The sequence below is a fragment of the Candidatus Wallbacteria bacterium genome (genome assembly GCA_028687545.1).
In the GTDB taxonomy this organism is placed as follows: Bacteria; Muiribacteriota; JAQTZZ01; order JAQTZZ01; family JAQTZZ01; genus JAQTZZ01.
Genome location: JAQTZZ010000019.1, coordinates 29283 through 53893 on the forward strand (window position 1 = coordinate 29283; position 24611 = coordinate 53893).

At 43.7% G+C, this 24611-nt stretch carries 22 protein-coding genes; 18 read left to right on the forward strand and 4 right to left on the reverse strand.

What is annotated here, in order from left to right:
• The first annotated feature begins 180 nt into the window (after positions 1 to 180).
• The 10 genes from PHW04_09670 (at position 181) to PHW04_09715 (ending at position 11482) form a co-directional block, all read left to right on the forward strand.
• A complete protein-coding gene (locus PHW04_09670) occupies positions 181 to 1413 on the forward strand; it encodes a M20/M25/M40 family metallo-hydrolase (protein MDD2716151.1) in 1233 nt (410 codons plus the stop codon).
• A gap of 138 nt (positions 1414 to 1551) precedes the next feature.
• Positions 1552 to 1749, forward strand: a complete 198-nt coding sequence (locus tag PHW04_09675; protein MDD2716152.1) for a hypothetical protein — start codon at positions 1552 to 1554, stop codon at positions 1747 to 1749.
• Positions 1750 to 2111: 362 nt separating this feature from the next.
• Positions 2112 to 3428, forward strand: coding sequence for a DUF3696 domain-containing protein (locus PHW04_09680; protein ID MDD2716153.1), 1317 nt, complete (start codon positions 2112 to 2114; stop codon positions 3426 to 3428).
• Positions 3418 to 3882: a hypothetical protein gene (locus tag PHW04_09685; GenBank protein ID MDD2716154.1), complete on the forward strand. Its 465-nt coding sequence runs from the start codon at positions 3418 to 3420 to the stop codon at positions 3880 to 3882. Before PHW04_09680 ends, PHW04_09685 begins: the two co-directional genes overlap by 11 nt.
• A 446-nt stretch (positions 3883 to 4328) precedes the next feature.
• On the forward strand, positions 4329 to 5225 hold the full coding sequence (locus PHW04_09690) for a hypothetical protein (GenBank protein ID MDD2716155.1): 897 nt from the start codon (positions 4329 to 4331) through the stop codon (positions 5223 to 5225).
• A 24-nt stretch (positions 5226 to 5249) separates the two neighbouring features.
• Positions 5250 to 6380 carry a toll/interleukin-1 receptor domain-containing protein gene (locus tag PHW04_09695; GenBank protein ID MDD2716156.1) on the forward strand — a complete coding sequence of 377 codons (1131 nt, stop codon included), beginning with the start codon at positions 5250 to 5252 and terminating at the stop codon, positions 6378 to 6380.
• Between the two features lie 11 nt (positions 6381 to 6391).
• Complete coding sequence (locus PHW04_09700) at positions 6392 to 9139, forward strand: class I SAM-dependent DNA methyltransferase (GenBank protein ID MDD2716157.1); 2748 nt, start codon at positions 6392 to 6394, stop codon at positions 9137 to 9139.
• Positions 9140 to 9147: 8 nt separating this feature from the next.
• On the forward strand, positions 9148 to 9819 hold the full coding sequence (locus tag PHW04_09705; protein ID MDD2716158.1) for a hypothetical protein: 672 nt from the start codon (positions 9148 to 9150) through the stop codon (positions 9817 to 9819).
• Positions 9816 to 10433, forward strand: coding sequence for a DarT ssDNA thymidine ADP-ribosyltransferase family protein (locus PHW04_09710; GenBank protein ID MDD2716159.1), 618 nt, complete (start codon positions 9816 to 9818; stop codon positions 10431 to 10433). The genes PHW04_09705 and PHW04_09710 overlap by 4 nt, the downstream gene beginning before the upstream one ends.
• Positions 10430 to 11482, forward strand: a complete 1053-nt coding sequence (locus PHW04_09715) for a macro domain-containing protein (protein ID MDD2716160.1) — start codon at positions 10430 to 10432, stop codon at positions 11480 to 11482. Before PHW04_09710 ends, PHW04_09715 begins: the two co-directional genes overlap by 4 nt.
• Positions 11483 to 11665: 183 nt before the next feature.
• Here the strand turns inward: PHW04_09715 and PHW04_09720 are convergent, their stop codons facing one another.
• From PHW04_09720 to PHW04_09735, 4 genes are all read right to left on the reverse strand, one after another.
• On the reverse strand, positions 11666 to 12607 hold the full coding sequence (locus tag PHW04_09720; GenBank protein ID MDD2716161.1) for a hypothetical protein: 942 nt from the start codon (positions 12605 to 12607) through the stop codon (positions 11666 to 11668).
• Positions 12608 to 12683: 76 nt separating this feature from the next.
• The gene (locus tag PHW04_09725) at positions 12684 to 13523 is read right to left on the reverse strand and encodes a hypothetical protein (GenBank protein MDD2716162.1); all 840 of its coding nucleotides are present in this window, start codon (positions 13521 to 13523) and stop codon (positions 12684 to 12686) included.
• A 196-nt stretch (positions 13524 to 13719) separates the two neighbouring features.
• Positions 13720 to 16647 carry a hypothetical protein gene (locus PHW04_09730; GenBank protein ID MDD2716163.1) on the reverse strand — a complete coding sequence of 976 codons (2928 nt, stop codon included), beginning with the start codon at positions 16645 to 16647 and terminating at the stop codon, positions 13720 to 13722.
• Between the two features lie 48 nt (positions 16648 to 16695).
• Positions 16696 to 17637: a hypothetical protein gene (locus PHW04_09735; protein ID MDD2716164.1), complete on the reverse strand. Its 942-nt coding sequence runs from the start codon at positions 17635 to 17637 to the stop codon at positions 16696 to 16698.
• A gap of 226 nt (positions 17638 to 17863) precedes the next feature.
• Here PHW04_09735 and aroB point away from each other — a divergent pair, with 226 nt between their 5' ends.
• The 8 genes from aroB (at position 17864) to aroF (ending at position 24578) form a co-directional block, all read left to right on the forward strand.
• Positions 17864 to 19432 (forward strand): 3-dehydroquinate synthase, encoded by a 1569-nt coding sequence (gene aroB / locus PHW04_09740; protein MDD2716165.1) that lies wholly within the window; start codon positions 17864 to 17866, stop codon positions 19430 to 19432.
• Complete coding sequence (gene aroQ / locus PHW04_09745) at positions 19414 to 19842, forward strand: type II 3-dehydroquinate dehydratase (protein ID MDD2716166.1); 429 nt, start codon at positions 19414 to 19416, stop codon at positions 19840 to 19842. The genes aroB and aroQ overlap by 19 nt, the downstream gene beginning before the upstream one ends.
• A 1-nt stretch (position 19843) precedes the next feature.
• On the forward strand, positions 19844 to 21025 hold the full coding sequence (trpB, locus tag PHW04_09750; GenBank protein MDD2716167.1) for a tryptophan synthase subunit beta: 1182 nt from the start codon (positions 19844 to 19846) through the stop codon (positions 21023 to 21025).
• A complete protein-coding gene (gene trpA, locus PHW04_09755; protein ID MDD2716168.1) occupies positions 21022 to 21786 on the forward strand; it encodes a tryptophan synthase subunit alpha in 765 nt (254 codons plus the stop codon). Before trpB ends, trpA begins: the two co-directional genes overlap by 4 nt.
• Positions 21787 to 21883: 97 nt before the next feature.
• The gene (locus PHW04_09760) at positions 21884 to 22423 is read left to right on the forward strand and encodes a nucleotidyltransferase family protein (protein MDD2716169.1); all 540 of its coding nucleotides are present in this window, start codon (positions 21884 to 21886) and stop codon (positions 22421 to 22423) included.
• Complete coding sequence (locus PHW04_09765) at positions 22407 to 22604, forward strand: hypothetical protein (protein MDD2716170.1); 198 nt, start codon at positions 22407 to 22409, stop codon at positions 22602 to 22604. Before PHW04_09760 ends, PHW04_09765 begins: the two co-directional genes overlap by 17 nt.
• Before the next feature lie 43 nt (positions 22605 to 22647).
• Complete coding sequence (locus tag PHW04_09770) at positions 22648 to 23454, forward strand: alpha/beta hydrolase-fold protein (GenBank protein ID MDD2716171.1); 807 nt, start codon at positions 22648 to 22650, stop codon at positions 23452 to 23454.
• 95 nt (positions 23455 to 23549) lie between these two features.
• Positions 23550 to 24578 (forward strand): 3-deoxy-7-phosphoheptulonate synthase, encoded by a 1029-nt coding sequence (aroF, locus tag PHW04_09775; GenBank protein ID MDD2716172.1) that lies wholly within the window; start codon positions 23550 to 23552, stop codon positions 24576 to 24578.
• The last annotated feature ends 33 nt before the right edge of the window (positions 24579 to 24611 follow it).

The window sequence follows — 24611 nt, forward strand, 5'->3', positions numbered from 1 at the left end:
ACAACCTGACCCCGTCACTATGGGTTAGCTTCAAACATCAAATCCAATTTTCTCATGCGTTTCATGCAATACAGAATTGTTTCCAGTGAGAAATTCGGGTCACTTTGCATATCAGATTGCAAACCCGTTTCCTTGAAGTTATAATAAGCACGTATTCAGTCTTATTCAGTGGGGAGCCGTATGAAATACCTGTTCTTTTTCTGTGCAGTCGTTTCATTCACCGCATATGCTTCGCAGCAATATCTATACACCGCCAGCCCTGACGATTTTGACGCATTGACCAGGTCCTGCCCGGCGTGGGTCGAACTCGGGGACAAAATGCTGATCTTAGGGGATGGTCCTGACATGCTGATTCCATCATGCGGGTCAAAGCAGCAGGTGGAAGCGCCCCTGTATCTCGCCATGAGCAAGGACAGGCCAGTGGCTGATTATCTCTCTTCCGCCAAAATCTACGCCGCATATCGATGTTTCGCCGTTTTCTCAGCAGACCCATCAGCGCTGCAGGACATTTTGCGGACCCAGAGCTACCTGTTCAGGGTTCAGGCCCTGGAATTCGGGCAGACCGTCGTAACCCGCAGAGCGGTCAGGTCTCAGGAAAAAGCCGACCCGGAAATTCAGGCAGTCCTGGATGGAATCAACAAGGACATTGTCAGGGATACCCTTCAGAAGCTCGTCGACTATGCGACAAGGCATACATTTTCCACAAAGGCCGGGACAATCGCCAATGACATGAGGGCTGCTTTCGAAGCCCTGGGATACAAATCCGAAGTCGTGGAATTCACGAGCAGCGGCAGGACCGGTTACAGCATCATCGCCAGAAAACCCGGAACAGGCCAGAAGAAAATTCTGGTCACTGCGCATCTGGACAGCACCTCTTCCGGGGACGCGGCCAGACTGGCACCCGGGGCAGACGACAACGGCAGCGGATCAGCAGGAGTGCTGACCATTGCCAGGGCTGTCAGGGACATGAAGCTCAACCAGAACGTGGAATTCATTCTTTTTATGGGCGAGGAGCAGGGCCTGCTCGGGAGCCGCGCCTATGTGGCGAAGCTGGCTGAAGACGGTGCCATTGCAGGGGTTCTCAACATGGACATGATCGGATATTACGGAAACGATCCGGACACAGTGATGCTTGAATCTCTCAGGTTCGCCGACCCTCTTGTGCAGGAGCTGAAGGCGTCTGCCGAGCAGTATGCGGGTATGAAAACCGAGATAAGCTACAATGCCTGGGGATCAGACCATGAGCCGTTCCTGAGCAGGAACATTCCGGCAGTGCTCACCATCGAAAATGAATGGGACAGCAATCCCGGATACCACAATCCCAAAGATACGATGGAAAACATCAGGCCAGACTTCATGCTCAAGCTGATCAAAATCAATCTGGCGACTCTGCTGAAACTCGATCAGAAGTAAAAACTCATCAATCCAATACAGGGTTCGGGATCAAGTCTTTCACTATAGCCCAAACCCAAATTATGACTTGATCCCGTTGGTAGGGAGATACTTCAAACATTAAACCAAATAGAAATCGAGGCAAAAGACAATGTGGCAGTGGTTAAAGTAATAGTCCGCCTGATCCGCTCAAACGGCAACATTCTCGAAGAAGGCCAGGCAGTTAACACATCTTCCGACCAATACATTTACACAGCCCGGAACTACAGACGCTCTTCCAAACTGACCATCGAAATCATTGCTTATGGGCTGTCGGACGATGAAACCAGAATAAAGCAAAATCTCGAAAACTGCTGAAAGCCTATGATATTCCAAGGGCGGGGGTAACCCCGCCCTCTTCTATTCCCCTGTTCAGCCACCAGGTTTACCTGCAAAGATGATTGCACAGGAGTAAAATCACTATACAATTAATGTGTCGGAAAAAAGGGGTAACCGTGACTGAATTGAAACATAACATCTCTTCTGGACTTGCTGGTGGACAGATTTCTCAACTGTCTTTGAAGATCAAAAGATTGCATACCATGAATGAACTGTAGAAAAAGGCATATGGTGGTAAATTGTATTTTAAGATTGCAGAGTATAGACTATTTTACGGTCATGTGTATTTGACTATGTTTATAACAATTTGTAGCTATTCGTAATGCTTAATGGAGGAGAAAATGTCTCCAGTCCCGAGAATATCAGGGCTTACTGTAAAAGGCTTTAAATCGATCAATCTCGAAAAAAGTATTGAGATTCGTCCTTTGACGATTCTTGCCGGAGCAAACAGTTCTGGTAAATCCAGCTTTTTACAACCTTTGCTATTGTTGAAACAAACACTGGAAGCTTCAGGTGATCCAGGACCTCTGCAATTGTTTGGCAATCACGTGCGTTTTACTTCGACAGACCAACTTCTTTCTCGTTCTAGTAGTAAAAAACAGTGTAATACATTTTGCATCACGATTAAATTAAGCGGTGGTGAATCACTAACCAACCATTTTGTAAAAGAAGATGGTAAGAGTCTTGAACTGAACTGCATGGAATATAAATCAACAAATGAGAATTTCAAAATCAAAATGAATATGTCTAACGAAGATATTCTAAAGATTATCCCAGAGCCTTGGAAAGACTATCAAAAAACTATAAAAGACAATGAAGTAAAATGGACTGTTGTGCGCGACAGATGCTTTTTAGAATTTGCTATGGTTAAGGATGAGGCATCTAAACACAGATTTCACTATGGTCCTGGTATTTCACCAAGCACATTGTTTCTACCACATATTCTAAGTTTGATTCACCTGCCAGGTTTACGAGGTAATCCTCAACGAACTTACTCTAAAACCACAGGTGGTCCAAATTTTCAAGGGAGTTTTGAGCAGTATGTTGCCAGTGTAATCGCTCAGTGGGCTGTAGAAAAAAGCGCAAAGCTAATTAAATTAGGAGATAATCTCGAAGAACTTGGTCTTGCCTGGAAAGTTACAGCCAAACACATAGATGACGCCAATATTGAGTTGAAAGTTGGTAGACTTCCACACAGCAAACAAGGTGGCGCACAAGATTTAGTCAATATTACAGATGTCGGTTTTGGCGTCTCTCAGTCTTTACCAGTGGTTGTAGCTTTATTGGTTGCTAAACCAGGCCAACTTGTCTATTTAGAACAGCCTGAGATACACTTACATCCTCTTGCCCAGCGTAGATTAGCCTATATCTTGCGTGATGCTGCAAAACGGGGCGTAATTACTGTTGTTGAAACTCATAGTGCATTGCTGCTTCGAGAAATTCAGACTCTTGTAACGAAAGAACAAATATCTAAAAATGACGTGAAACTGCATTGGTTTACACGTGATGAAGACGGTTATACGACAATCTCATCTTCTGATCTGGATGAATTTGGTTCTTATGGGAAATGGCCGGAAGACTTCGATCAAACTGAGCTTGATGCTGAAAAAGAATATCTCGATGCCGTGGAAATAAAACAATATAATCATGATGGTTAAAACAACCAAATTATTAGTTGTCGATACATCGGTAATCAGAGCAGCAGGTGAGACAAACCACCCGGTTTCTTCATCTTGCCGGGGAATATTAGATCAGATTCTCAAAATCTGCCATCGGGTGGTGGTCACGGATAGTATTCGGGCAGAATGGATTAGACATCTAAGCAGGTATTCTCGCAAATGGTGGCGTTCCATGGCTGCCCATCACAAGGCAACCGAAAAAATAGAGCTGATTCCAGTCATTATTAACGAAACGGATGTTACTGAAAGTGACCTTGCTGCGATTAAAAAGGATCTACATTTGATCGAAGCTGCATTAGCAGCAGATAAAATCATCATCACGCATGACCTTGCATTACAAAAATCATTAGGAAGTTCAAAAAATACCGTGGAACTCTTAAATTCAATAACATGGATAGACCCAGTGACTCAACCAATATTGAAAATAAAATAGCGGGAACTGTATGCTGTGTAGGGAAGTGACGAGAGAGATAAAATTAACTGTAAGTCACAAAATACCTTGATTCTGAAAAATAAGCATATATAATGAGTTTATATGTTGATGTGAAGTTGTGCATCCTTACTTCCGCAACAGTGTTTTACTCTCTGCTATTGTTAGCTGTACATGTCATGCAACGGTCCTGTATGCAATCCTCAGCGTAGAGCAATGGACGAAAAAAACAGGAGGTAAAACAATGAAATGTATTAAATTAGCAATGGCTGTGTTAGTGGCTCTTGTGTGGAGAGGAAATGTTGAACTACCACAGACATAGATAGGATGCACAACTTTATACATACCGGAGCCAAAAGAGGGGGTCAACTCCCCCTCTCCATACCAATCAATACACCATGAAGTTTATATGTCCCTGTTTATCTAATCAGGAGTAAAATATGTCACTATTGACTGAAATCCATGATGCCTCTGTAAACGCGGGTAGCGATCTGGGAACAATCCTCAGAAAATGCAAAGTTTTAGCATCAAAATTAAATTGCTCCGAGTTGGGGGATTGGCTGATTTGGGAGTCGAATGGGTATCCAGAAAATGTCGAAGTACCGAACTACAGAATATGGCGACTTGAAATGAGAGGGCATTTCTCAGGTGTTTGTGGTTCTGGTCTTAGAAATGCCCCCGTCCCTATGGTCTCACTCCCGGAACACATTCGTGCATCTTACGAAAGATATAAGTGTCGTAATAGTATTTCGAATATTGAAGCTACTTTACAGGGTTTAAAATCAGCTAAAACATTACAAATCAGCACGGGTGATCTAAATCTTGTTTTAGGAAAAACTGTTTACCAGTATATGAATTGCTTAGAAGTGTGGGGCGAATTCAACTCACTTGAACTTGTCGAAGTATTGAACACCGTCCGCAATAGAATTCTCGACTTTACTCTGAAATTTGAAAAAGAAATTTCTACAGAGAATGGTGAAATTGCAATTAGGCGTTCAGAACAAAGTGATAATAAGATAGCTCATATTTTCCATACGACTATTTATGGAGGGTCTCCTACAATTGGAACATGTGACTATTCTCAAAATTTAAACATCACATACCTTAGCCCGGATTCTCTTGAAAAGGAACTAATACGAAATCATGTTCCGCAGGATGATATTAAAGAACTACTGAAAGCAATCAATGAAGATGTCCTACCTGCTGAAAAGAAAAACCCTGGTCCCAAAGTCACAGATTGGATATGCAATATGATGAAAAAGGCTGCAGATGGAACTTGGAAGGTCAGCTTGACTGTTGCAGGGAATGTTCTGACACAGGCTGTAATGAAATATTATGGATTTTGAATTCATCCTTTTAAGAGGTCTAAAGTGGATCAATTAAGCAAACCGATTATTTTCTTCAGCCACTCTTCAAAAGATAAAGATGTTTTATGCCGCCTTAAAGATTTGTTTGTCGAAAAAACTGGTGGATCTATTGATGTATTTCTATCGAGTGACGGACAAAGCATACCACTAGGGAAAAATTGGGTGCATAAGGTCGAAGAAGCGCTAAATCAGGCTAAACTGATGTTCATTTTTATTACACCTAATTCTGTACGGTCAAGCTGGGTTTGTTTTGAAGCGGGTTTTGCTTATTCAAAAAAGATTCGAGTTGTTCCTGTAGGATGCCTTGGTACAGATATTGCAGCTATGAATCCGCCACTCAGCCTGCTTCAAGGTTTCAACATTTCTAACAAGGACGGTCTTGATAATTTAATCGCAATTTCAAATGATGAGTTTAAGCACAAACACAATTTATTTTTTTCCGAGAATGAATACAAAGAGTTTATGTCAAATAGTAGTGGTTCTTCATCTCATCCATTAGGCAACTATTTACAAATTGTTGAAGATATTAGTGTGCTAATAAACGTAAGAGATTTCTCCTTATTATGCGGAGAATCAGATGTTTTAGAAAGAGCCAAATCATCGTTCAAGAATTTTGCTCTTGAATCAAAAGATTGTATTAACGGCATTGAAAGTTTTGGAATTTCGATAAAAACATATGAAGGCTCTTTTCCAAAACCGATTGATTTTATTCTCGACCCTAATACTATAGACAAAACTCTACCTTGTTTGATTGAAATATTTAAAGCCATTAGAGCGGATGGAATAAATTGTATTCCGATAAATTTTGTTTTTTCTGATGGAATTACTTGCATTGAAAAAAGACATAAACTTACTGCTCGCTTAATTGATACTGATGTAGTATTAGAAACAGAAGACTTCCTTGGGTTTAAAAACTATTCCTTTTTACTTTCACACTTTTCAAAAAAAGTTCCGTTTAGTAATCCCCAGAATCCACTATATGAAAGAGGAGCGACCTATATCTCTATTTTTCCAAAAAAAAATAATATTTATCTAGAAGATGTAAAAGAACTTTTAGATTTACTTTTCAGTAAAGGAGTATTTTTTGATCGGCTTGGTAAGGAAATTTGGAATATTGATCACTACTCGACATAGAGTGACCTAACATGGTTGAAATTAAAATCAAACAAGACAGGCGATCAACTGTTCCTTTGAGCATTAACGAGATCAGAAGTCGCGCGTTAGCATTTTCCAAAGAATGGGCAGAAGAAAAAAGTGAAAACGCTGAAGCTCAGACTTTTTGGAATGATTTTTTCCATGTGTTTGGTTTTAACCGCCGAAGGCTTGCAAGTTTTGAAGAACCTGCAAAAAAGTCTGATGGGCAAGGCGGCTTTATCGACCTGCTCTGGAGAAGCGTGCTGTTGGTTGAACACAAATCGCGTGGGAAGAATCTTGATAAAGCTTTTAACCAAGCACTTGATTATTTCCCGGGGTTGAAAGACCGAGATTTGCCTCGCTATATTCTGGTGTCAGATTTTGCCAGATTCCGGCTTTATGATCTTGAAAATAAAGCACAACACGAATTCCAGCTATCCGAACTTTATAAGAATATTAAGCTATTTAACTTTATTGCAGGATATAGAACAGAGGCCTTAAAACCGGAAGATCCTGCTAACATTGAAGCAGCCGAACTCATGGGGAAGCTCCATGATCAACTAAAAGAGGTAGGATATGCTGGGCATCACCTTGAAGTGTATCTTGTACGCTTGCTTTTTTGCCTGTTTGCAGATGATACAGCTATTTTTGAAAGAGGACACTTTCAGGACTACATTGAGACTAAGACGCAAGAGGATGGAAGCGATCTTGCTCAACACCTTAGCACAATTTTTTATATTCTAAACACGCCAGAGGAGCAGCGATTGACGAATCTTGATGATCACTTGGCTTCTTTTCCTTATGTGAATGGCAAACTTTTTTCAGAGCAGCTGCCCCCTGCTGCCTTTGATTCAAAGATGAGACAAATACTTCTCGAATGTGCTGCATTGGATTGGAGCCGTATCAGTCCGGCTATATTTGGTTCGCTGTTTCAGTCTGTCATGATTCCCGAACTGCGGAGGAACCTTGGTGCGCACTATACTACTGAGCAGAACATTCTGAAAGTCATTCACCCTCTATTTTTAGACAAGTTAATAGGTGAATTCAACAAGTTAAAGACTAAGCGCAGCAAGGCAAAGTTGGAAGAATTCCACAAACGTCTTGCAAAGTTGAAGTTTCTTGATCCAGCATGTGGTTGCGGAAACTTTCTTGTTATCAGTTATCGTGAGTTGAGAATGCTGGAATTGGAAGTGTTAAGAGAGATTTACAAGAAGGAAAAAAATGCTGTGTTGGAGATTTCGCATATAGTTTTGCTGGACGTAGATCAGTTTTTCGGGATTGAGATTGAGGAATTTCCTGCCCAGATAGCTCAAGTTGCGCTCTGGATGACTGATCATCAAATGAACATGCGCATCAGCGAGGAGTTTGGACAGTATTTCAGCCGTCTTCCACTTACAAAAGCACCAAGCATTGTTTGCGGTAATGCATTACAAATAGATTGGTCCACAATTATCAAACCTACAGAACTATCCTTTATTCTTGGAAATCCTCCATTTATTGGGCACCATCTCCAGATTCCATCACAGAAAGCTGAAATGCTGGCAATTTATGGAAAAGAAGAGAAATCAGCAGGAGTGATGGACTATGTCACAGCCTGGTATTGCAAAGCAGTTTCATACATTAAAGGTACTGCTATAAAAGTTGCCTATGTTTCTACAAACTCAATCACTCAAGGGGAGCAAGTTGGCATACTATGGCGCGCCCTCTTACGGCACAATAAGGTTTCAATACATTTTGCACACCGCACTTTTAAATGGACCAGTGAGGCAAAAGGAAAAGCAGCGGTTTACTGTGTAATAATTGGCTTCGCTGAATTTGATTCTGATAAAAAATGGCTTTATGAGTATGAAAGTCCAGATGGAGAGCCACATAAAATCAAGGTCAAAAATATTAATGCATATTTGGTTGACGCACCATGGATATTGCTTGATAACCAGTCCAAAAACCAATTCGGAATGCCGGAAATGATGTATGGCAATAAACCAACTGATGGAGGGCATTTCCTTTTTACAGATAGCGAAAAAGAGGCTTTTCTTTTAGATGAACCCTTAGCAGCTCAATTTATAAAGCCCTTTATTAGCGCTAAAGAATATTTACATGGAGAAAAAAGGTGGGTTGTCTGGCTTGTAGGTGCATCACCAAGTGAAATCAGTTCTATGCCAAAAGTAAAAGATAGAATTAAAGCTGTTGAAGCTTTCCGTAAATCAAGTAAGGCTCCAACCACACAAAATTATCCTTATCCATCACTATTCAGACAAGTGACTCAACCAGAAGAAAAGTACGTATTAATACCACGACACACTTCCGAAAATCGTGTATATATCCCATTTGGTTTTTTTGATAAAGAGAATATCGTTGCAGATAGCTGTCTATCACTTCCAGGTGCGACACTTTTCCACTTTGGAATCCTTCAGTCAGCCATGCACATGGCCTGGGTAAGAGCAGTTTGTGGCAGACTGAAAGGCGATTACCGATATTCCAAAGATATCGTATACAACAATTTCCCCTGGCCAGAAACATCTGAGAAAAATATACTTGAAATTGAAAAGGCGGCTCAGCAAGTGCTTGATGCTCGTGCTCAGTTTCCTGAAAGCTGCCTGGCTGATCTTTACAATGTACTCACAATGCCGCCAGTGTTGATGAAAGCTCATAAAGAACTCGATAAAGTCGTGGATGCGGCCTATGGGAAAGTCAGATTTAACAGTGAAGCGGAGAGGGTGGCTTTTTTGTTTGAAATGTATAAGGAAAAGAGGAGTTAGAAAACATAATGGGAAGCAAAAAGCACAACATACTCAATTTTTTAAACTCAATTCTCGTTTTAATCATCCTTGTTTGGGCTGCCATCTTGTTTTTCATCCCGCGAGAATCATCTGTATTATGGAGTTTTACATATCCACTGACCGGTGATGATACACTCCAGACTATTACGGTAGAAATCAATATTACAAGTAAATATGTAATTTCAGATCAAATCCCAGCTTTTATTTGTATTAATATTCAAACTCCTATTATTGACACTTTTGAAGTTACCATACAACACACTAAGTTTACAGCAACTGCACCCATACTTGTCTCTTCCCTACACAAAGAAGGAACTCTTTTTACAGGCAAGTATTATGGGAAAATCCTCTTCACTAACCCCGGTTTAGCCTCTCTCGAAGGTAAACTTCATAGTTTGTATAATAAAAAGCCTTTTGAAAAAGAATTTCGATATTTTGGACAAATTGAAACTCAAAGATATATGGATTATCAGATGGTGCACTTGACTAACATTCTTGCAGCACTAACTTTATTAACTTTTGGCCTAACGTTCTTACTGGCAAAACAAGAGCTGAGAGAAATAGTGGCTTGCATTGGTTGCTTTTCTAAAATATCTAAGTCTGTCTATGGTTATCTCATTTCTTTATTCTGTAAGAATAAGCAGAAAGTGAAAAAATGACTGAAAAAAAAAGCATCAGAGATCAGAAATTAATTTACCATCTCACGCCATTGGAAAACCTGCCGTCAATTGCTGAAAATGGTCTGTTGCCCCGTTCCAAAGTACAGGCGCTTGAACTTGAATACACTGATATTGCAGATCAGGAGATTATAGCATCCAGGGTTCCCTACAATCTTGATCAATTCGTTCCCTTTCACTTTTTCGCTAAAAATCCTTTCCAGGGAGCGGTTATTAAAAAACATCCTGGTGAAAGTTTTATCCTGATAACAATACATAGGAACTTTGCCCGCAAAAACAATTTCAAAATCCTGGATAAGCATCCGCTTTCCCTGCAACCTTTTGAAAAACCGGAATTAATTGACTATGCTGAAGGCTTTGAAAAGATTGATTGGAAAGCCATGGATAAGCGTGATTATACTGATCCCAACTGCAAGCAAGTATGCATGGCTGAATGTTTGTCTCCTGTATCATTGAAAATTACTGACTTTCACAGTATCTACACTGAAACAGAGGAAATCCAGCTTGAAATTTACAGGTATTTCAGATCAAAGCATATACATTATAATGATGTCCTTTTCTTTCCTAATATGTTTGTGAAAGTGAGCGAGCAGTGATTTTTTATAAAAAAGGCGACATCCTCGAAGAAAAGACCCAGGCGCTGGTGAATACTGTCAATTGCGAAGGCTATATGGGCAAGGGTATTGCCTATAAATTCAAGTGCAGATTTCCTGAAAACAACGCAGATTATCAGAAAGCCTGCAAGAGCAAGACGCTGACTATCGGGACATTACATTGGTTCAAAGAAAACGGACAGTTGATCATCAATTTCCCTACGAAAGACAAGTGGAGAGAAAACTCGAAACTTGAGTATATCGAAAAAGGCATGGCTGAACTCGTAAAACTGATCAAGGAGCTGGGAGTCAAATCCATTGCTATCCCACCCCTTGGTTGCGGCAATGGCGGCTTGAGCTGGAATGATGTGTTGAAAATTGTCGTGAAACATATCAAACCCTTACAGGAAGAAATTGATTTTGTTGTTTATGAGCCTTTTCAGCCTGCACGCATTATTAATGTAGATGATGCACTATCCAAAGCACCGAAACTGACAATCTCGCATTATTTCCTGATCCAGATTAAAAAGAGGCTCAAGAAATTCACCAAGACCAGGCTTCAAAAAGCCGCTTTTTTCATGAATTATTTCTCCAGGCAGGACTTTTTCAAATTCGATGGATATTTATACGGGCCGTATGCTCATTCTATTGACATTCTATCCACGCAGATCAAGGAATATCAGGATTACTACAAGGTAAAATCAGCGACAGCCGCAGAAAATCTTAAGGACACACTGATAAGCAACCAGACGCATGATAAAATGGAGTTTTTTGAGCCGTTTATTTCAAAGGCTGCTGAATTTATCGACTCACTGACTGTAGACCGTGACCTTGAGCTATATTCCAGTATCTGCTATCTGGTGAATAAGTCCAAATCTGCTTCAGCCAAGGAGATATTCAACTCCCTGCAGAAATGTTCGCCTGAAAAAGCCGCCAAATTTACCTGGCAGGATGTGGAAGCAGCCATCAATGTTTTGACTGACAGAGGCATACTCACAACTGAACTCATGACAGTGTCTGTGCCGGAGCAATTCATGCTGAAGGCATTATGAGCTGTGATCTTAAAACCAGTTTGATCGTGAAACTTTTGCAAAGATTAGGTCTTAAGTGAGATAAAAATTCAGATCCTTGACGATTCTCGTGACAGCTTTAAATGGGACTAACGTGATGGTTTGTTAACTCGAAATAAATCTTCCCAGCATGATTGGAGAATGAATAGGGCACGCTGTGACTGCTCAACGACCAAGAAGTTGATGATACTTAGCGTACACTTTCTGTTTTGTGGCTTCGTCCACGCGATACATTTCCAGAGGGGACAACGTTTCGGCAACATTGGATTCCATCCATCTGACCCAGACTTTTTTGTCGCAATACATATCTATGCGGTTATTTGAAGACTCGAAATGACCACCCGTGTCGTGAGCAAACCAGTAGCCGTCGTGTGCTTCGCCATTGGGAAGCTTCAGATTTCTCGTTTTTGGGATGTAATACACTCCTTCATAAGGTATTTCTTTCTCATTTACAGCCAGAGTGTGGAAGGGGACCATCCAATAGCGTCGGGCAGTGATGCCTTTGCATCCGCTGGGCAATATATTAAAGCGGTAACCTTCAAACTTCACACAGCTGCCATCTTTTAGAATTCCACTGCCTGTCTTACAGAGCACCATGAAGAATTTACTGCTCACTCTAGCAATCACCTTTCCTGAAGTGGACATAACTGGCCTGGCGCTACCTGTTGGAAAATCACTCTCTTTGGGAATATTGATGTCCTTACAACCATTGGGTTTAATGCTGAAGCAACGATTGGCAAAGTTCAAGCACAGATTGTTTTTATTGAGAATTCCGCTGCCTTCCATGCAGAGAGCCTTGTAAAATTTACTGCTCACTTTGGCAATCTCCTTGCCAGTGGTTCCCAAAACCTGTGAGTCGCTACTAACTGAAAAATCAGACTCCCTGGCTGTAAAGTAAAAGCTCACCTTCTGGTCCTCTATCCTGCTAAATGCACTTATATTGGGCGGGATTTCGTTGGAAGAGATTCTGGGTGCTGGAGTGTTGATGGATGATGTTTCTTTTTGCTCTGCTCCGGTACCACGCTCCGTCGTAGTTAATCTATCTTTTTGAGATGTAGATCTGGCTTTTTCCTCACCGATATCAGGTGGAGACTTTGGTCCTGACATAAAAAATGTTCCTTTCTAAAATTTATTGGTAAGATGATTTATGATTAAATTAAATCGTTGTTTAAAATAAATCTTCTTATTTGCCATTGTCAGTAGGATGATAAACCCAATATTGTGTAGTAGGATTTTTAATAGATTCCCTAAGAGGGCGCCCATATTCATAGTTATTGGTACCAGCTTGAGCAACTGCAGGCCCATCTGGCAATGCTATTTTTTTCTGGGGATTCTTTTTTTTGTGTGCTTTTCCACTTTTAACGAGAGCCTTCCGATCATTTCCATTACTATTTAGTAAAACATTCTTAGTGGTTTCGTCGTCTGGAGTAAGGTAGTTTCTGCCTAGCGTTAATGCAACCGCTTTTAGTAAACTCTCTTTTTCATTATCTTTCGGACGCACAACCCACACATGACTATTATGAGCAGCCCTTAACATTACACCAATGGCAGGATAACCATCATCAGCTTCTGCCTGAGCACGTTTCCAATCCACTTTAATCCAGCCACGCTTCTTACCCCAACCCCTGAGCCAATACCATAGACAATTTGCTTTTATATCAGGGTAAATTGCTTCCCCCTCATGTTCTGATATTTTAAGACCCATATTTTTCATGACGTCACGTGCGAAGTAATTGCAAAAAGTATTTACCCCGTCTGATTGATATTTTTTTGTGACATGACAATCAAGTATCGCTTTTAAATATTTATCTCTGCGTTCATTACTTTGTTGGACAGTTTGCTTGACTTGTTGAGTACTGTTTTCAGTAAGTTTTGGACTTGTGCTTGTTGCTCTGGCTGGAGTATTGTTGGCCACAGTTTTTTGCTGACCTGCTCCAGTACCTCGCGCTTCAGTTGTCATTCTATCTTGTGGTGACGTTGATCTGGCTTTTTCTACGCCAGCATCATTTGGAGGATTTGACATGAAATGTACCCTTTTTGTTATTTATAGTTTGGAAGTGTCCCGCCATAGTTGCCTAAAACCTTAATTACTGGCGGAACTTGCTTTAGTGCAACTTATTCTCTCTTTCTGCAGACGCAGTGTGTAAAAAGGTGCACTTGGACACCCCACGTGGATTTCAGCGCATCTCCTTGACTGATTTGCCAAAATCAAATATCAATTATTGGTTGGGGTCAATCGATATACCTACACCTTTATCTACCAATATCCGACGCTCGATTTCCGGGTCTTCAAGCTCACCGGCCACCAATCGGGCTGCCAGACGCAAATTTTCCAATTCCGCATGCCTCACTTCAGCTTTCACCTTGCGCACATCTTCAACCCGATGTAACAGTTTGAAATCCTCTAGCAAAGGATGTGAACCTGGCAGTGCTTCAATAAACAATTGACCCACAGGAATACTAATATCGTCCCAGGTACGCCTGGCTGCCGTCAAATAGTCCAACAACTCAGCACACAGATTATGTCGTTCCCTTTCACTAGCTGCTTGCCATCTAGAATCAAACTTCACCCAATCAAATTCAACAGCCTGGTCAGGATCGCGCACCCCCAGATAATCATCAACAAAATCCTGGAGCATAAAATCAGTTAGATCGGTATTTTTCTTTAAGGGAAAAATCATGTAATTACCCTTATATCCAATGGGATTGTCCAAATCAGCGATCTCGTTAAGTTGAACTTTATCTTTAGGTAATGGAAGAACTCCTCCCCCCTTATAATCCCCCTGAATTGTAATATACTTTTGAAATTGCTTAACTGCATCTGGAATCGTTACTTTTTGATCACCAGCAAGCACTGGATGCTGTGGTTTTGCTACCGCAGACCCGGAAACCACTGAAAAATCCGAGAGTTCTGGATTAACCCCGGGGCATGTAATTTCTTGTTTATAAAGCCTGAAGAATCTTTGGTCAGGTGGTTCATGATCCCATATCGCCTGCATGTAATACAAAATATTTTGTTTGACATGAATACGGAGCTGATCAATTGCCACATGGCGGTTATACTGCTGCTGGAGGGCTGCCTCATATTTCTGGGTAGCTTTTTCATACGCATCGGTTGTCTGTTTTAATCTGTCCTGAGCATCCGCAAGGGCTGCTTCGGCATATTCCAGGCGAGTTTTAATTGCCTTGCGGTATGCCTCCAGTTTGTCTGCCTCTAATTCCTCAATCTTACCCGCTACTCCAAACGAAAATATCTTTGCAACAGTAGGTATATCACTTGCAGCAGCTTTTACAAGATCTTCTTTTTCAGTTGTATCAGTCAGCCAGTTGCGAAGTGTGTCACGCATGTCGATTTGAGCATTAACTTTGCTCTCCAAAGCTTTTGCAAGTCCCAACTGATTTTTCCAATGCGCTTTTAAAACTTCAATTGATACTTCATCGCCTGCCATTCCCGATGTAAGATACTCAAGTGCCGGTCTGAAAGAATCATCCAACAAAACTCGAGATAGAATCCATTGATATTTAATCAACCAGGATTCATCAATTTCATTGGGGGCAGGGACATCTTGTGCTACTAAAATAACAGCCTGGGCGCGGTAAATAGATTCACTAATTCGATATCTACGCTGCAATTCATAAAATAAATAAGTAACAGTAATTTCATTGTTTGGGTTGGAAATCTCTCCGGAAGTGGTTTCTTCTGTTTCAGTTGATGAGATGCAGTCAACTTCAACCGATCTTTCAAGGCGATATTCTTGTGCTGCCTTTAGGGTGGCTTCATGGAATTCTTTCTTGTTCGCGACAGATTCCGTGGCTTGACTAAGTGAATATTCGGAAGACGTATCCATACTTCCTATGCCTATATTAAACGAACCATGCGCAGTCATCTTGAAATTTGTAGCAGTATTCGCTTTTTGCATGATGTCAGCTTCGGCACGGCTTGTTTCTGAGGATTGTTCGGAGTGGGAAGACATGGATTTTTCCAGCTCCTTAACCGCGCGGGAGGTCTTTACATTTACTTTCTTAGAATATTTACGCGTTTCTCCTGGCGCCAGAGGGATAGTGGCAACCAAGTCTCCTGCCTGGTATTCACCTGGTTCCCATTTTTGCCGATAGGTGAGCATAACCCCAAAATTGTAAGATCCAGGAGCGAAAACATCGAATGCATATGGCTCGGATATTGATTTTCCGATCTCTCTGATCAGTTTCTGTAGACGGCCTCCCTGCGTTTTAGCAGACTCAATAATATTCGCAACGGTATTCTTATCTGTTTCACTAACTTCTGATGGTGCTGACCAGCTAGTATAACCACCTCCAACTGAACCATCGGCTGCCGGACTTGTGTAAGAATAATGTTGCTCTTGATAATACTTCGCTGCTATCCGGATAATGGCTAGACGCTGCTCATCATTCATGATACTCCAATAAGGTTCCGCATCAGGGAATATTAAACGGACAGCGTGTGGCATCGGTGGTATAGATGATGTAATCATATTTTCAACATCTCTGATAAATTCATTAAGATCATCTATGTCCATTTCGCTTTCATCATCGCTTTTACATGGATTTAATAAAAAACCGGGCAATTGGATTCCGAGATTGTGACATCCTATTACAGCTTCCCGGAATAATTGTTCAACCTGTTTTTTTAAGCTGGCATCAAAGGCATGAACCCAGATATTTTCAAAGGCAAGTTGAAGAACATGAAAATCATGAAAAGAAGTTGCATCTGCCGGACCGCCCTTGAGGTTTTTTATTGCTTGGAGATCGCCTAGAACAGATTCGACATCTGGGCGAGACGGCAAAAGTTTCATGACTTGTTCGGACACACTGAGTAAAATTGCATTGCGCGGATCATCGGGTGTTGCAGAAGCAGCCATCAATTTACAAAGCGTATCAAGATGACCCAACGCTTCGCCTGCATCTTGCAGCTTGATTGTACCTTTGTTAACTTCCGTAAATTGATCAATAATCGCAACCAATATCGGAAGTGCTGTGCTATCAGCAGGACTGTTAAGAAAGCTTTTAAGGTCCTTTAGTTCGGTTAATACAGCATTTATCCCTGTCTCTTTAAAGATAGGAGTCTGTAATTCTTTGATTTGTTCAACAACACAATCCATCACTGCCTGATTATTATTAATTGGCATATTCTCCTTCTCCTTTACTTAGTTAATTTTGCCTGAGTTTGCATGAAATTATTTTTCATGCTCTGCGATGTATTTATTCACAAGGTCTTCCGCGGATGGGATGTTAATATCACGGACCCGGATAAGGTCAGTCACGCCGCGATTAGCTTCAAACTTTTTTTTCAGCTCGTCTTTCTCGATTCTTCCTGTAATTTTACCGTTATCAATTTTTAACCCAATCGTTTGTAAATCATCTTCGCTAAGAGTCAGACGAAATTTGCCTTGAATCTCATTGAAACGCTCACAGCTCTTAATTATGACCTCGTTCTGCATACGTTCAAGGTGAGAGGGATCCTTGAGAAGTCGCTTACGATTCTTTAAGTGCTTTGGAATAGCTGATAAGTTTTTAAATTTCTCTTTTGCCGATGCCCTTATTTCTGCCGCTTTATCTGATTCAACTTGCATTCTAGGTGCTAATTTGACCTTTAAGTTATCGCGAAAAATATAGGCTTGTTCAATCGCATTAAACAAATGCAGACTGGCAGTTTCACTCTTGTTATCGATTCTCTGGGAAGTATTTGATGGAATTTGATGTTCATCAAGTTGTGCCTGTAATAACCGGATGATATAAGCTTCTTCTGAACCGGCATCATTTCTAGGTATTGATGATATATAGAGTATTCGCTGCTCTGGAGGCAATGGATAAGGGCGCTTAACGTCTCGAATATCTTCAGGGGCGAATACTACAATAAGCAGATCAGGACGTGTCTCATTGCCGGAAAAATCTAGCTCATCACTGCTAAAGGCAAATACCCCATCCTGATTTGTCAAAACCGATCCAATTCTTTTGCCTAAATGCCCCAGACTTTCTGGCATAGATTCTCGAAGATTTAGGCTGCTAATAGAAGCAATTCCTTGTGTGGTTCTATCTGAGTCATAAGCTGCAATCACTAAATTGGGGATACCTGCATTGGACTCTTTTACCAGTACACGCCCATAAATTTTCTTCATAGATTCACCTCAACTTTAGATTTTGTGAACTGATCAGGGGAATTTCAACCCAGTCAATCATAGAATCGGACGGGACACTCACTCGCTATCTTTTTTTATCAGCAAACATGATGCTACTTAGTCTATACTGGGTTTGAATGTATTGCAAATCATACTCAATAGCTGTTGCTGTCAACCCAACGTAGGCCCAATTGCTAAACAAACACAAAATCTGTATGATACTTCCATGCCTGGAAACATCATACTCACCGGTTTTTTCGGCAGCGGCAAAAAAACGATCGGCAGGATCCTGGCCGAAAAATGCGGCTTTTCTTTCCTCTCCACCGACCTTTTCATGGAACTTGAAGAGCGAGCCATACTCGGCGATGCTTTTTTTCCGGGCGAGGAAATCCTCTATCATCCCTGTTCCCTCGAACTTGCTGAAAAAATTTCCCCTCTCTCAGGGACTGTGATCGCCTGGGGCAGCCGCGCACCGTTCGATGAGGAATACAGGAAGCTGTTTTCGAAAAGCGACCGGATAGTCTACCTTCATGTTGATCACGATATTTTTCTGGACAGGGTCGAGCACCGCCTGCTGCCGCTTGAATGGGACAGGCAGAAGCTCTCAGACCTTTATCAGGAACTGTCGGAATCGCATGTGCAGGCGGACCATACCTGCGATACCTCGATGCGCGAAGCCGGACAGGCAGCAGAGGAGATCGCATCAGCTCTCAATCTTCCCAGGGCTTCTGAAGAAACTTATTCAGAAGACATCAAAACCGATGCCTCAGGGAAGCATGTGATCCAGGTAGGAAACAAGCTGTCTTCTTTCCTGTCCGATCGAGTGAAAGAGTTAGCTCCCAGGAAAGTCGCCATCATCTCCAACCCGCTGGTAGCCTCCCTTTTTTTCAACAAGATCGCCGGCCTTTGCGGGGAGACCGAAATTCAGGCCTTTTGCGTGCCTGACGGCGAAGAATTCAAAACCCTTTCTACTGCTGAGCGCATTTACGGTTTCCTGCTCACAGAAGGTTACTCCAGGTCAGACCTCCTGATCGCGCTGGGCGGAGGTGTAATCGGCGACCTCTGCGGCTTTGTGGCCTCTACCTATAAGCGCGGAATGCCGGTGATTCAGATTCCCACCACACTGCTCGCTCAGGTGGATTCCGCGATCGGCGGCAAGACTGGAATCAATCACTCCAGGGGCAAGAATATGATCGGCACCTTTTACCAGCCTGAAATGGTGATTTCAAGCACAGCTTTCCTCCAGTGCCTGCCTGAGCGTGAATTTCGGAACGGCCTGGCAGAAGTGATTAAATACGCAATCATCCGTGATCATAAACTTTTCTCGTTTTTAGCGGACAGAAAATCAGACATCCTGGCGAGGAAACCGGAAACTCTGCAGCAGATCGTTTCCTGCTGCTCGAAAATCAAGACCTGCATAGTATCAAAGGACGAACGCGAAGAACTCGGCATCAGGGAAGTGCTGAATTTCGGGCATACAGTAGGTCATATGATCGAAACCCTGACCGGTTATACCCGCTATAGACATGGAGAAGCCGTGGCGATCGGCATGGCTGTGGAAGCTCAAATCTGCAGAGACAAGGGATTTTTGAAGAAAAAAGACTGTGAGAAAATCCTGACCCTGATTTCTGATTATTCGCTTCCTGTCTCAATTCCTGAAGATATTGATTCCACAAGATTCAAGGAAATGCTCACCCAGGACAAAAAAGTCAGGCAGGACATGATCAGGCTGCCTGTGCCGGAAAAGATCGGCAGAGCGGAAGTGAAGGAGGTAGAATGCGGAAAATTCTTGTAATCCACGGTCCTAATCTGAATCTGCTGGGAGAAAGAAAACCTGAAATTTACGGCAATCTGACCCTGGATCAAATCAACCGGAAAATCGAACAATCAGCGAAGCAGTTCAAAATCTCTGTCCTGATTCTGCAGTCAAACAGCGAAGGGGAAATCATCGATGCGATTCAGACTGCCGGAGACTGTGCTGGATTAATAATCAATCCTGGCGCATACACCCATTATTCCTATGCGATCCGCGACGCCATCGAAGCCATCAAAATCCCCACAATCGAAGTGCATCTAACAAACATCCACGCCAGGGAACCCTTCAGGAGTGAATCGGTGATCGCTCCGGTCTGCACTGGTCAGATCAGCGGACTTGGATGTAAGGGCTATCTGCTGGCTCTGGACTGTCTCGCCAAAGGCCTCTGAAATGAAACGGCAGACTCCGGACAAGTCCGGCTACTTCGGGAACTTCGGTGGCAGATTCGTACCTGAAACGCTGATGGGAGCCCTGTCTGAACTGGACGAGGCATTCAACTGCCTGCGGAGCGATAAAAAATTCAATCAGGAATTCAAAAACCTGCTGGCTGAATATGTAGGCCGTCCTTCCCCGCTTTATTTTGCCGCCAGGCTGACCGAAGAAGCTGGAGGCGCGAAGATTTACCTGAAACGCGAAGACCTTCTGCATACGGGTGCGCACAAAATCAATAATGCAGTCGGTCAGATACTCCTGGCTCGCGCTATCGGCAAAAAAAGAATTATCGCCGAAACAGGGGCCGGCCAGCATGGAGTAGCTACAGCTACAGCCTGTGCTCTGATGGGGTTGGAATGCTGCGTTTACATGGGATCTGAAGACATCCGCCGCCAGAAAATGAACGTTTTCCGGATGAATCTGCTCGGCGCAAGGGTAATTCCTGTGGATTCAGGCACAAAGACACTCAAGGACGCCATCAATGAAGCAATCCGGGACTGGGTGACCAACGTAGGAAACACGCACTACTGCATCGGCTCTGTGGTCGGTCCTCACCCTTATCCATTCATGGTACGGGAATTCCAGTCTGTGATCGGGAAAGAAGCCAGAAAGCAGATCCTCAAACTGGAAGGACGACTGCCTGATGCTGTGATCGCCTGCGTAGGCGGAGGCAGCAATGCGATGGGTATTTTCCACCCGTTTGTAAACGACAAGGTCCGCCTGATCGGAGTAGAAGCAGGGGGAAAAGGCCTTTCCACAGGAAAACATGCCGCTACGCTTGCGACAGGCAGAATCGGAGTGCTGCATGGCGCCAGAAGCTACCTGATGCAGGATCAGGACGGGCAGATACTTTCCACTCATTCGGTCTCAGCAGGACTGGATTATTCAGGAGTAGGCCCGGAACATTCTTATTACAAAGATTCCGGACGGGCTGATTACACTTCAGCAACTGACAAGGAAGCTCTGCAGGCTTTCAGGACTCTCTGCCGGCTGGAAGGCATCATCCCGGCTCTGGAGAGTTCCCATGCAATCGCCCATGCCCTGAAGACAGCCAAAACCTTCCGAAAAAACAGCATTCTCATCGTTAATCTCTCAGGCAGAGGCGATAAAGACCTTGAAATCATGGAAGGCCTGGCATGAAAATCAGCGAAAAATTTCAGGAACTCAGAAAAAAAAGAGCAAAAGCCTTTATTCCATATTTCACGGCCGGCTTTCCGGATCTTAAAAAAAGTCTTTCACTCCTCCGGATGGCCGCTGCAAACGGTGCAGACATCATTGAAATTGGCTACCCTTTTTCAGACCCTGTGGCAGACGGGAAAACCATCCAGCAGTCTTCACAGTCCGCACTTGAATCAGGCATTACCTTACCAGCGCTTCTATCAGGCGTCAAAAAGCTCAAGATGACTGTCCCGCTAATTCTGATGTCATACCTGAATCCTCTGATGGCTTATGGAGAAAAGCGGATTTTCGGCGATCTTCAGGCAGCGGGCTTTTCAGGGCTGATCATTCCAGACATGCCGCTTGAAGAAACCTCAGACTGGGCTCTGAAAGCTGAGAAAAGCGGAATCGCACTGATCCTTCTGGCTGCTCCTAATTCCACACCGGAAAGGATCAAGAAAATCGCTGATATTTCGCAGGGTTTCATTTACTGCGTCAGCATCACTGGAGTGACCGGAGGAAGGAAAACGCTTCCCGCAGGACTCCGCGATTTCCTGCTGCAGGTGAAAAAATGCACGGACAAAGCGCTCTGTCTTGGTTTCGGTATCTCAAATCCTGATCAGGCTGCGAAATTTTCCCCTCTGGTGGATGGAGTGATCGTGGGCAGCAGGCTGGTGGAAGCAATAAAAAAAGGCGAAGACCTGGAAAAACTGATCAGGGAATTCAAGAAGGCTCTGCTGTAATCTTTCCTACAATTTATTAATCCCTTCCGATTACTCGGCATTTTTCATTTACCCCATCTGTCTTCCGTTGAGGAAATTCTAATGATATAATATTCCCATGAATTTTAAAGAACTGCTTTCTCAGCTTGCCTTTGCTTTGGGATCTCAGAAAGTCGATTATGCCTTGATCGGAGGAGTCTCCCTCGGATTCTGGGGAGTGAACCGCTCCACCTTAGACCTTGATTTTCTGATCAATTCAGATGACCTGGGAAAGGCCGAATCAATACTCTATGATCTGAAATACAAGTCGTTTTATAAGACGGAGGAAGTGGCCCAGTATCTGCCGGAGGCGGGTGGGGTCGCAGTGGACATCCTCATCGCCAGGCGCAAATACACGCTGGAAATGCTGAAACAGTCTGAAATACATCATGTTTCCGGATTCAGCCTCAAAGTGCTCAGACCTGAAGGCATCATCGGCTTGAAATTGCAGGCTATGGGCAACGCGCCTGAAAGGGAGGCGCTTGAGCTTTGCGACATTGAGAGTCTGCTGAAGAGTAATCCGGGCTTAGACTGGAATCAGTTGAAAGAATATTTCCTTCTATTCAAACGCGAGGATTTGTTTCAGGAACTGAAGGCAAAATATGAAGCTGACAGATGAAATGAAGCGCGAGATGCTCGAAGATATGGCATCTCAGTCCCGCAGATATGATTTTGAGAGGCTGCGCAGGAAACACACTGTCCCGGTCGAAGTGTTTCTCGATTTCTGCAGTCAATGGCATAGGCTGTTAGGCGGGAGATTCGAGCACAGGAAGATAAAGGCTGACAAGAACTTGCTTTGAAGAAGCTGTTGCTTGAAATCTATCTTGATCAACCGGAGACGAAATGAAATGTTTTATTCTCTTTCTGCTGAATGTCTTCATTCTGTCCGCAGTGACAGCATCCGCAGCTGAAACCATGAACACCGCTGAAATCACCCGGGCCTCGTCATCGGATATCTGCTTTTCGGCAGAAGTATTCTTCTTTGGCGGGCACAGCCTTCCATACAGAATTCACGTGCCTCTGAACGGAACAAAATCCGGACTGCCGGTGATCCTTTTCCTGCACGGTTCAGGCGAGCGGGGCAGTGATAACCAGATCACTCTTGTGAATGGCCCGCTCAAGATCCTGGAATTCACCATCAGGAAGAAAATGCCGGCTATCATCATTGTCCCGCAATGCCCGGCTGATCTCAGGTGGGTCGACGTGGACTGGGCTACCGACACTCACGAAATGCCGGTCAATATCTCCTGGCCGCTCGATCTGGCCGTGAAACTTGCGGATAGCGTGATCGAAAGCCGGCAGGCTGATAAGTCCCGCTTCTATCTGACCGGACTTTCCATGGGCGGTTTCGGCACCTGGGACCTGCTGCAGAGAATGCCGGAAAAATTCGCGGCAGCCCTGCCTCTCTGCGGAGGTGGAGACACGAAACTGGCCGCGAAAGTCGCCACAGTACCGGTCTGGGCCTTCCACGGAAGCGTTGATACCACCGTAAAACCAGTCCGTTCCCGCTCCATGGTGGAGGCTGTAAAGGGAGCGGGTGGCAGCATAAAATACACTGAATATCAGGGAGAAGGGCACAATGTCTGGGCGCAAACCTATGCTTCCAGCGAAGTCCTGCTCTGGCTCTTTGATCAGAAGTTAAAAAAATGAAACTGGGTTCAGTTACTTTCTGGTATAATTCTTAACCGACAGCTAAGCGCTCTCAGAGGCGCCCTGTCCAATATCGAACCTGTCAGGAGAACCAAATGCTTATAGTAATGCAGGTCAAAGCTACTGAAGAACAGATTAACCGCGTCTGCGAGTCCATTCGTGAGATGGGTCTTACGCCTCACCCGATCCCCGGCTCTCTGCGCGTGGCGATCGGAATCACAGGCAATAAAAGCCGGATCGACGAAGGCCGGATTATTTCGCTCTCAGGAGTTACGGAAGTAATTCATGTCACTCAGGAATATAAGCTCACCAGCAGAGAAATGAAACCTGAAGATACTGTGGTTAAAGTTGGCGGAACCAGTTTTGGTGACGGAAAGATCGCAGTGATTGCCGGGACCTGCGCAGTAGAGTCACTGGATATCACCATGGAAGTGGCTGAAGAAATCAAAAAAATGGGCAGCGTCATGCTGCGGGGCGGGGCCTACAAACCGCGGACCTCACCCTATTCCTTCCAGGGACTTGGGGAAGAAGGCTTGAAAATCCTGGCTCAGGCACGCGAACGGACCGGACTGCCCATCGTAACTGAGGCAGTGGATACAGACACGTTCGATGTGGTGGCCGAGTATGCGGACCTGGTGCAGATCGGAGCCCGCAACATGCAGAACTATTCCCTCCTGAAAAAAGCCGGCAGATCAGCAAAGCCGATTCTATTGAAACGCGGCATTTCCGCCACGATCAAGGAATTCCTCCTGGCCGCTGAATATATAATGTCTGAAGGAAATTACAATGTGATCCTCTGTGAACGCGGGATCAGGACATTCAGCGACTATTCCAGGTATACCCTGGATATCAGCAGTATTCCTGAATTGAAGATGCTGACGCATCTGCCAGTGATCATTGATCCGAGCCATGCGGCAGGCCGCTGGGGAATGGTGCTGCCTCTGGCCAGAGCTGCGATTGCAGCCGGGGCTGACGGCCTGATCGTGGAAGTGCACCCCCATCCGTCCAAAGCCCTGTCCGACGGAGCCCAGTCGCTGAAACTGGATTCGTTCCAGCAGCTGATGCAGGAAGTGAAACGGGTCGCTTATGCCATAGGCCGGGAAATGGGTTCTCTTGGAAATTAATTGTTGTCTCCAGCGTGAAGTGATAAAGGAATT

What these genes read in the sequence shown, in the direction of transcription:
- PHW04_09685 (MDD2716154.1), top strand. Translation starts at nt 3,418, where the DNA reads ATGATGGTTAAAACAACCAAATTATTAGTTGTCGATACATCGGTAATC.
- aroF (MDD2716172.1), top strand. Translation starts at nt 23,550, where the DNA reads ATGCTTATAGTAATGCAGGTCAAAGCTACTGAAGAACAGATTAACCGC.
- PHW04_09725 (MDD2716162.1), bottom strand. Translation starts at nt 13,523, where the DNA reads ATGTCAAATCCTCCAAATGATGCTGGCGTAGAAAAAGCCAGATCAACG.
- PHW04_09760 (MDD2716169.1), top strand. Translation starts at nt 21,884, where the DNA reads ATGAATTTTAAAGAACTGCTTTCTCAGCTTGCCTTTGCTTTGGGATCT.
- PHW04_09700 (MDD2716157.1), top strand. Translation starts at nt 6,392, where the DNA reads ATGGTTGAAATTAAAATCAAACAAGACAGGCGATCAACTGTTCCTTTG.
- aroQ (MDD2716166.1), top strand. Translation starts at nt 19,414, where the DNA reads ATGCGGAAAATTCTTGTAATCCACGGTCCTAATCTGAATCTGCTGGGA.
- PHW04_09710 (MDD2716159.1), top strand. Translation starts at nt 9,816, where the DNA reads ATGACTGAAAAAAAAAGCATCAGAGATCAGAAATTAATTTACCATCTC.
- PHW04_09705 (MDD2716158.1), top strand. Translation starts at nt 9,148, where the DNA reads ATGGGAAGCAAAAAGCACAACATACTCAATTTTTTAAACTCAATTCTC.
- PHW04_09765 (MDD2716170.1), top strand. Translation starts at nt 22,407, where the DNA reads ATGAAGCTGACAGATGAAATGAAGCGCGAGATGCTCGAAGATATGGCA.
- trpA (MDD2716168.1), top strand. Translation starts at nt 21,022, where the DNA reads ATGAAAATCAGCGAAAAATTTCAGGAACTCAGAAAAAAAAGAGCAAAA.
- PHW04_09680 (MDD2716153.1), top strand. Translation starts at nt 2,112, where the DNA reads ATGTCTCCAGTCCCGAGAATATCAGGGCTTACTGTAAAAGGCTTTAAA.
- PHW04_09770 (MDD2716171.1), top strand. Translation starts at nt 22,648, where the DNA reads ATGAAATGTTTTATTCTCTTTCTGCTGAATGTCTTCATTCTGTCCGCA.
- PHW04_09730 (MDD2716163.1), bottom strand. Translation starts at nt 16,647, where the DNA reads ATGCCAATTAATAATAATCAGGCAGTGATGGATTGTGTTGTTGAACAA.
- trpB (MDD2716167.1), top strand. Translation starts at nt 19,844, where the DNA reads ATGAAACGGCAGACTCCGGACAAGTCCGGCTACTTCGGGAACTTCGGT.
- PHW04_09735 (MDD2716164.1), bottom strand. Translation starts at nt 17,637, where the DNA reads ATGAAGAAAATTTATGGGCGTGTACTGGTAAAAGAGTCCAATGCAGGT.
- PHW04_09720 (MDD2716161.1), bottom strand. Translation starts at nt 12,607, where the DNA reads ATGTCAGGACCAAAGTCTCCACCTGATATCGGTGAGGAAAAAGCCAGA.
- PHW04_09670 (MDD2716151.1), top strand. Translation starts at nt 181, where the DNA reads ATGAAATACCTGTTCTTTTTCTGTGCAGTCGTTTCATTCACCGCATAT.
- aroB (MDD2716165.1), top strand. Translation starts at nt 17,864, where the DNA reads ATGCCTGGAAACATCATACTCACCGGTTTTTTCGGCAGCGGCAAAAAA.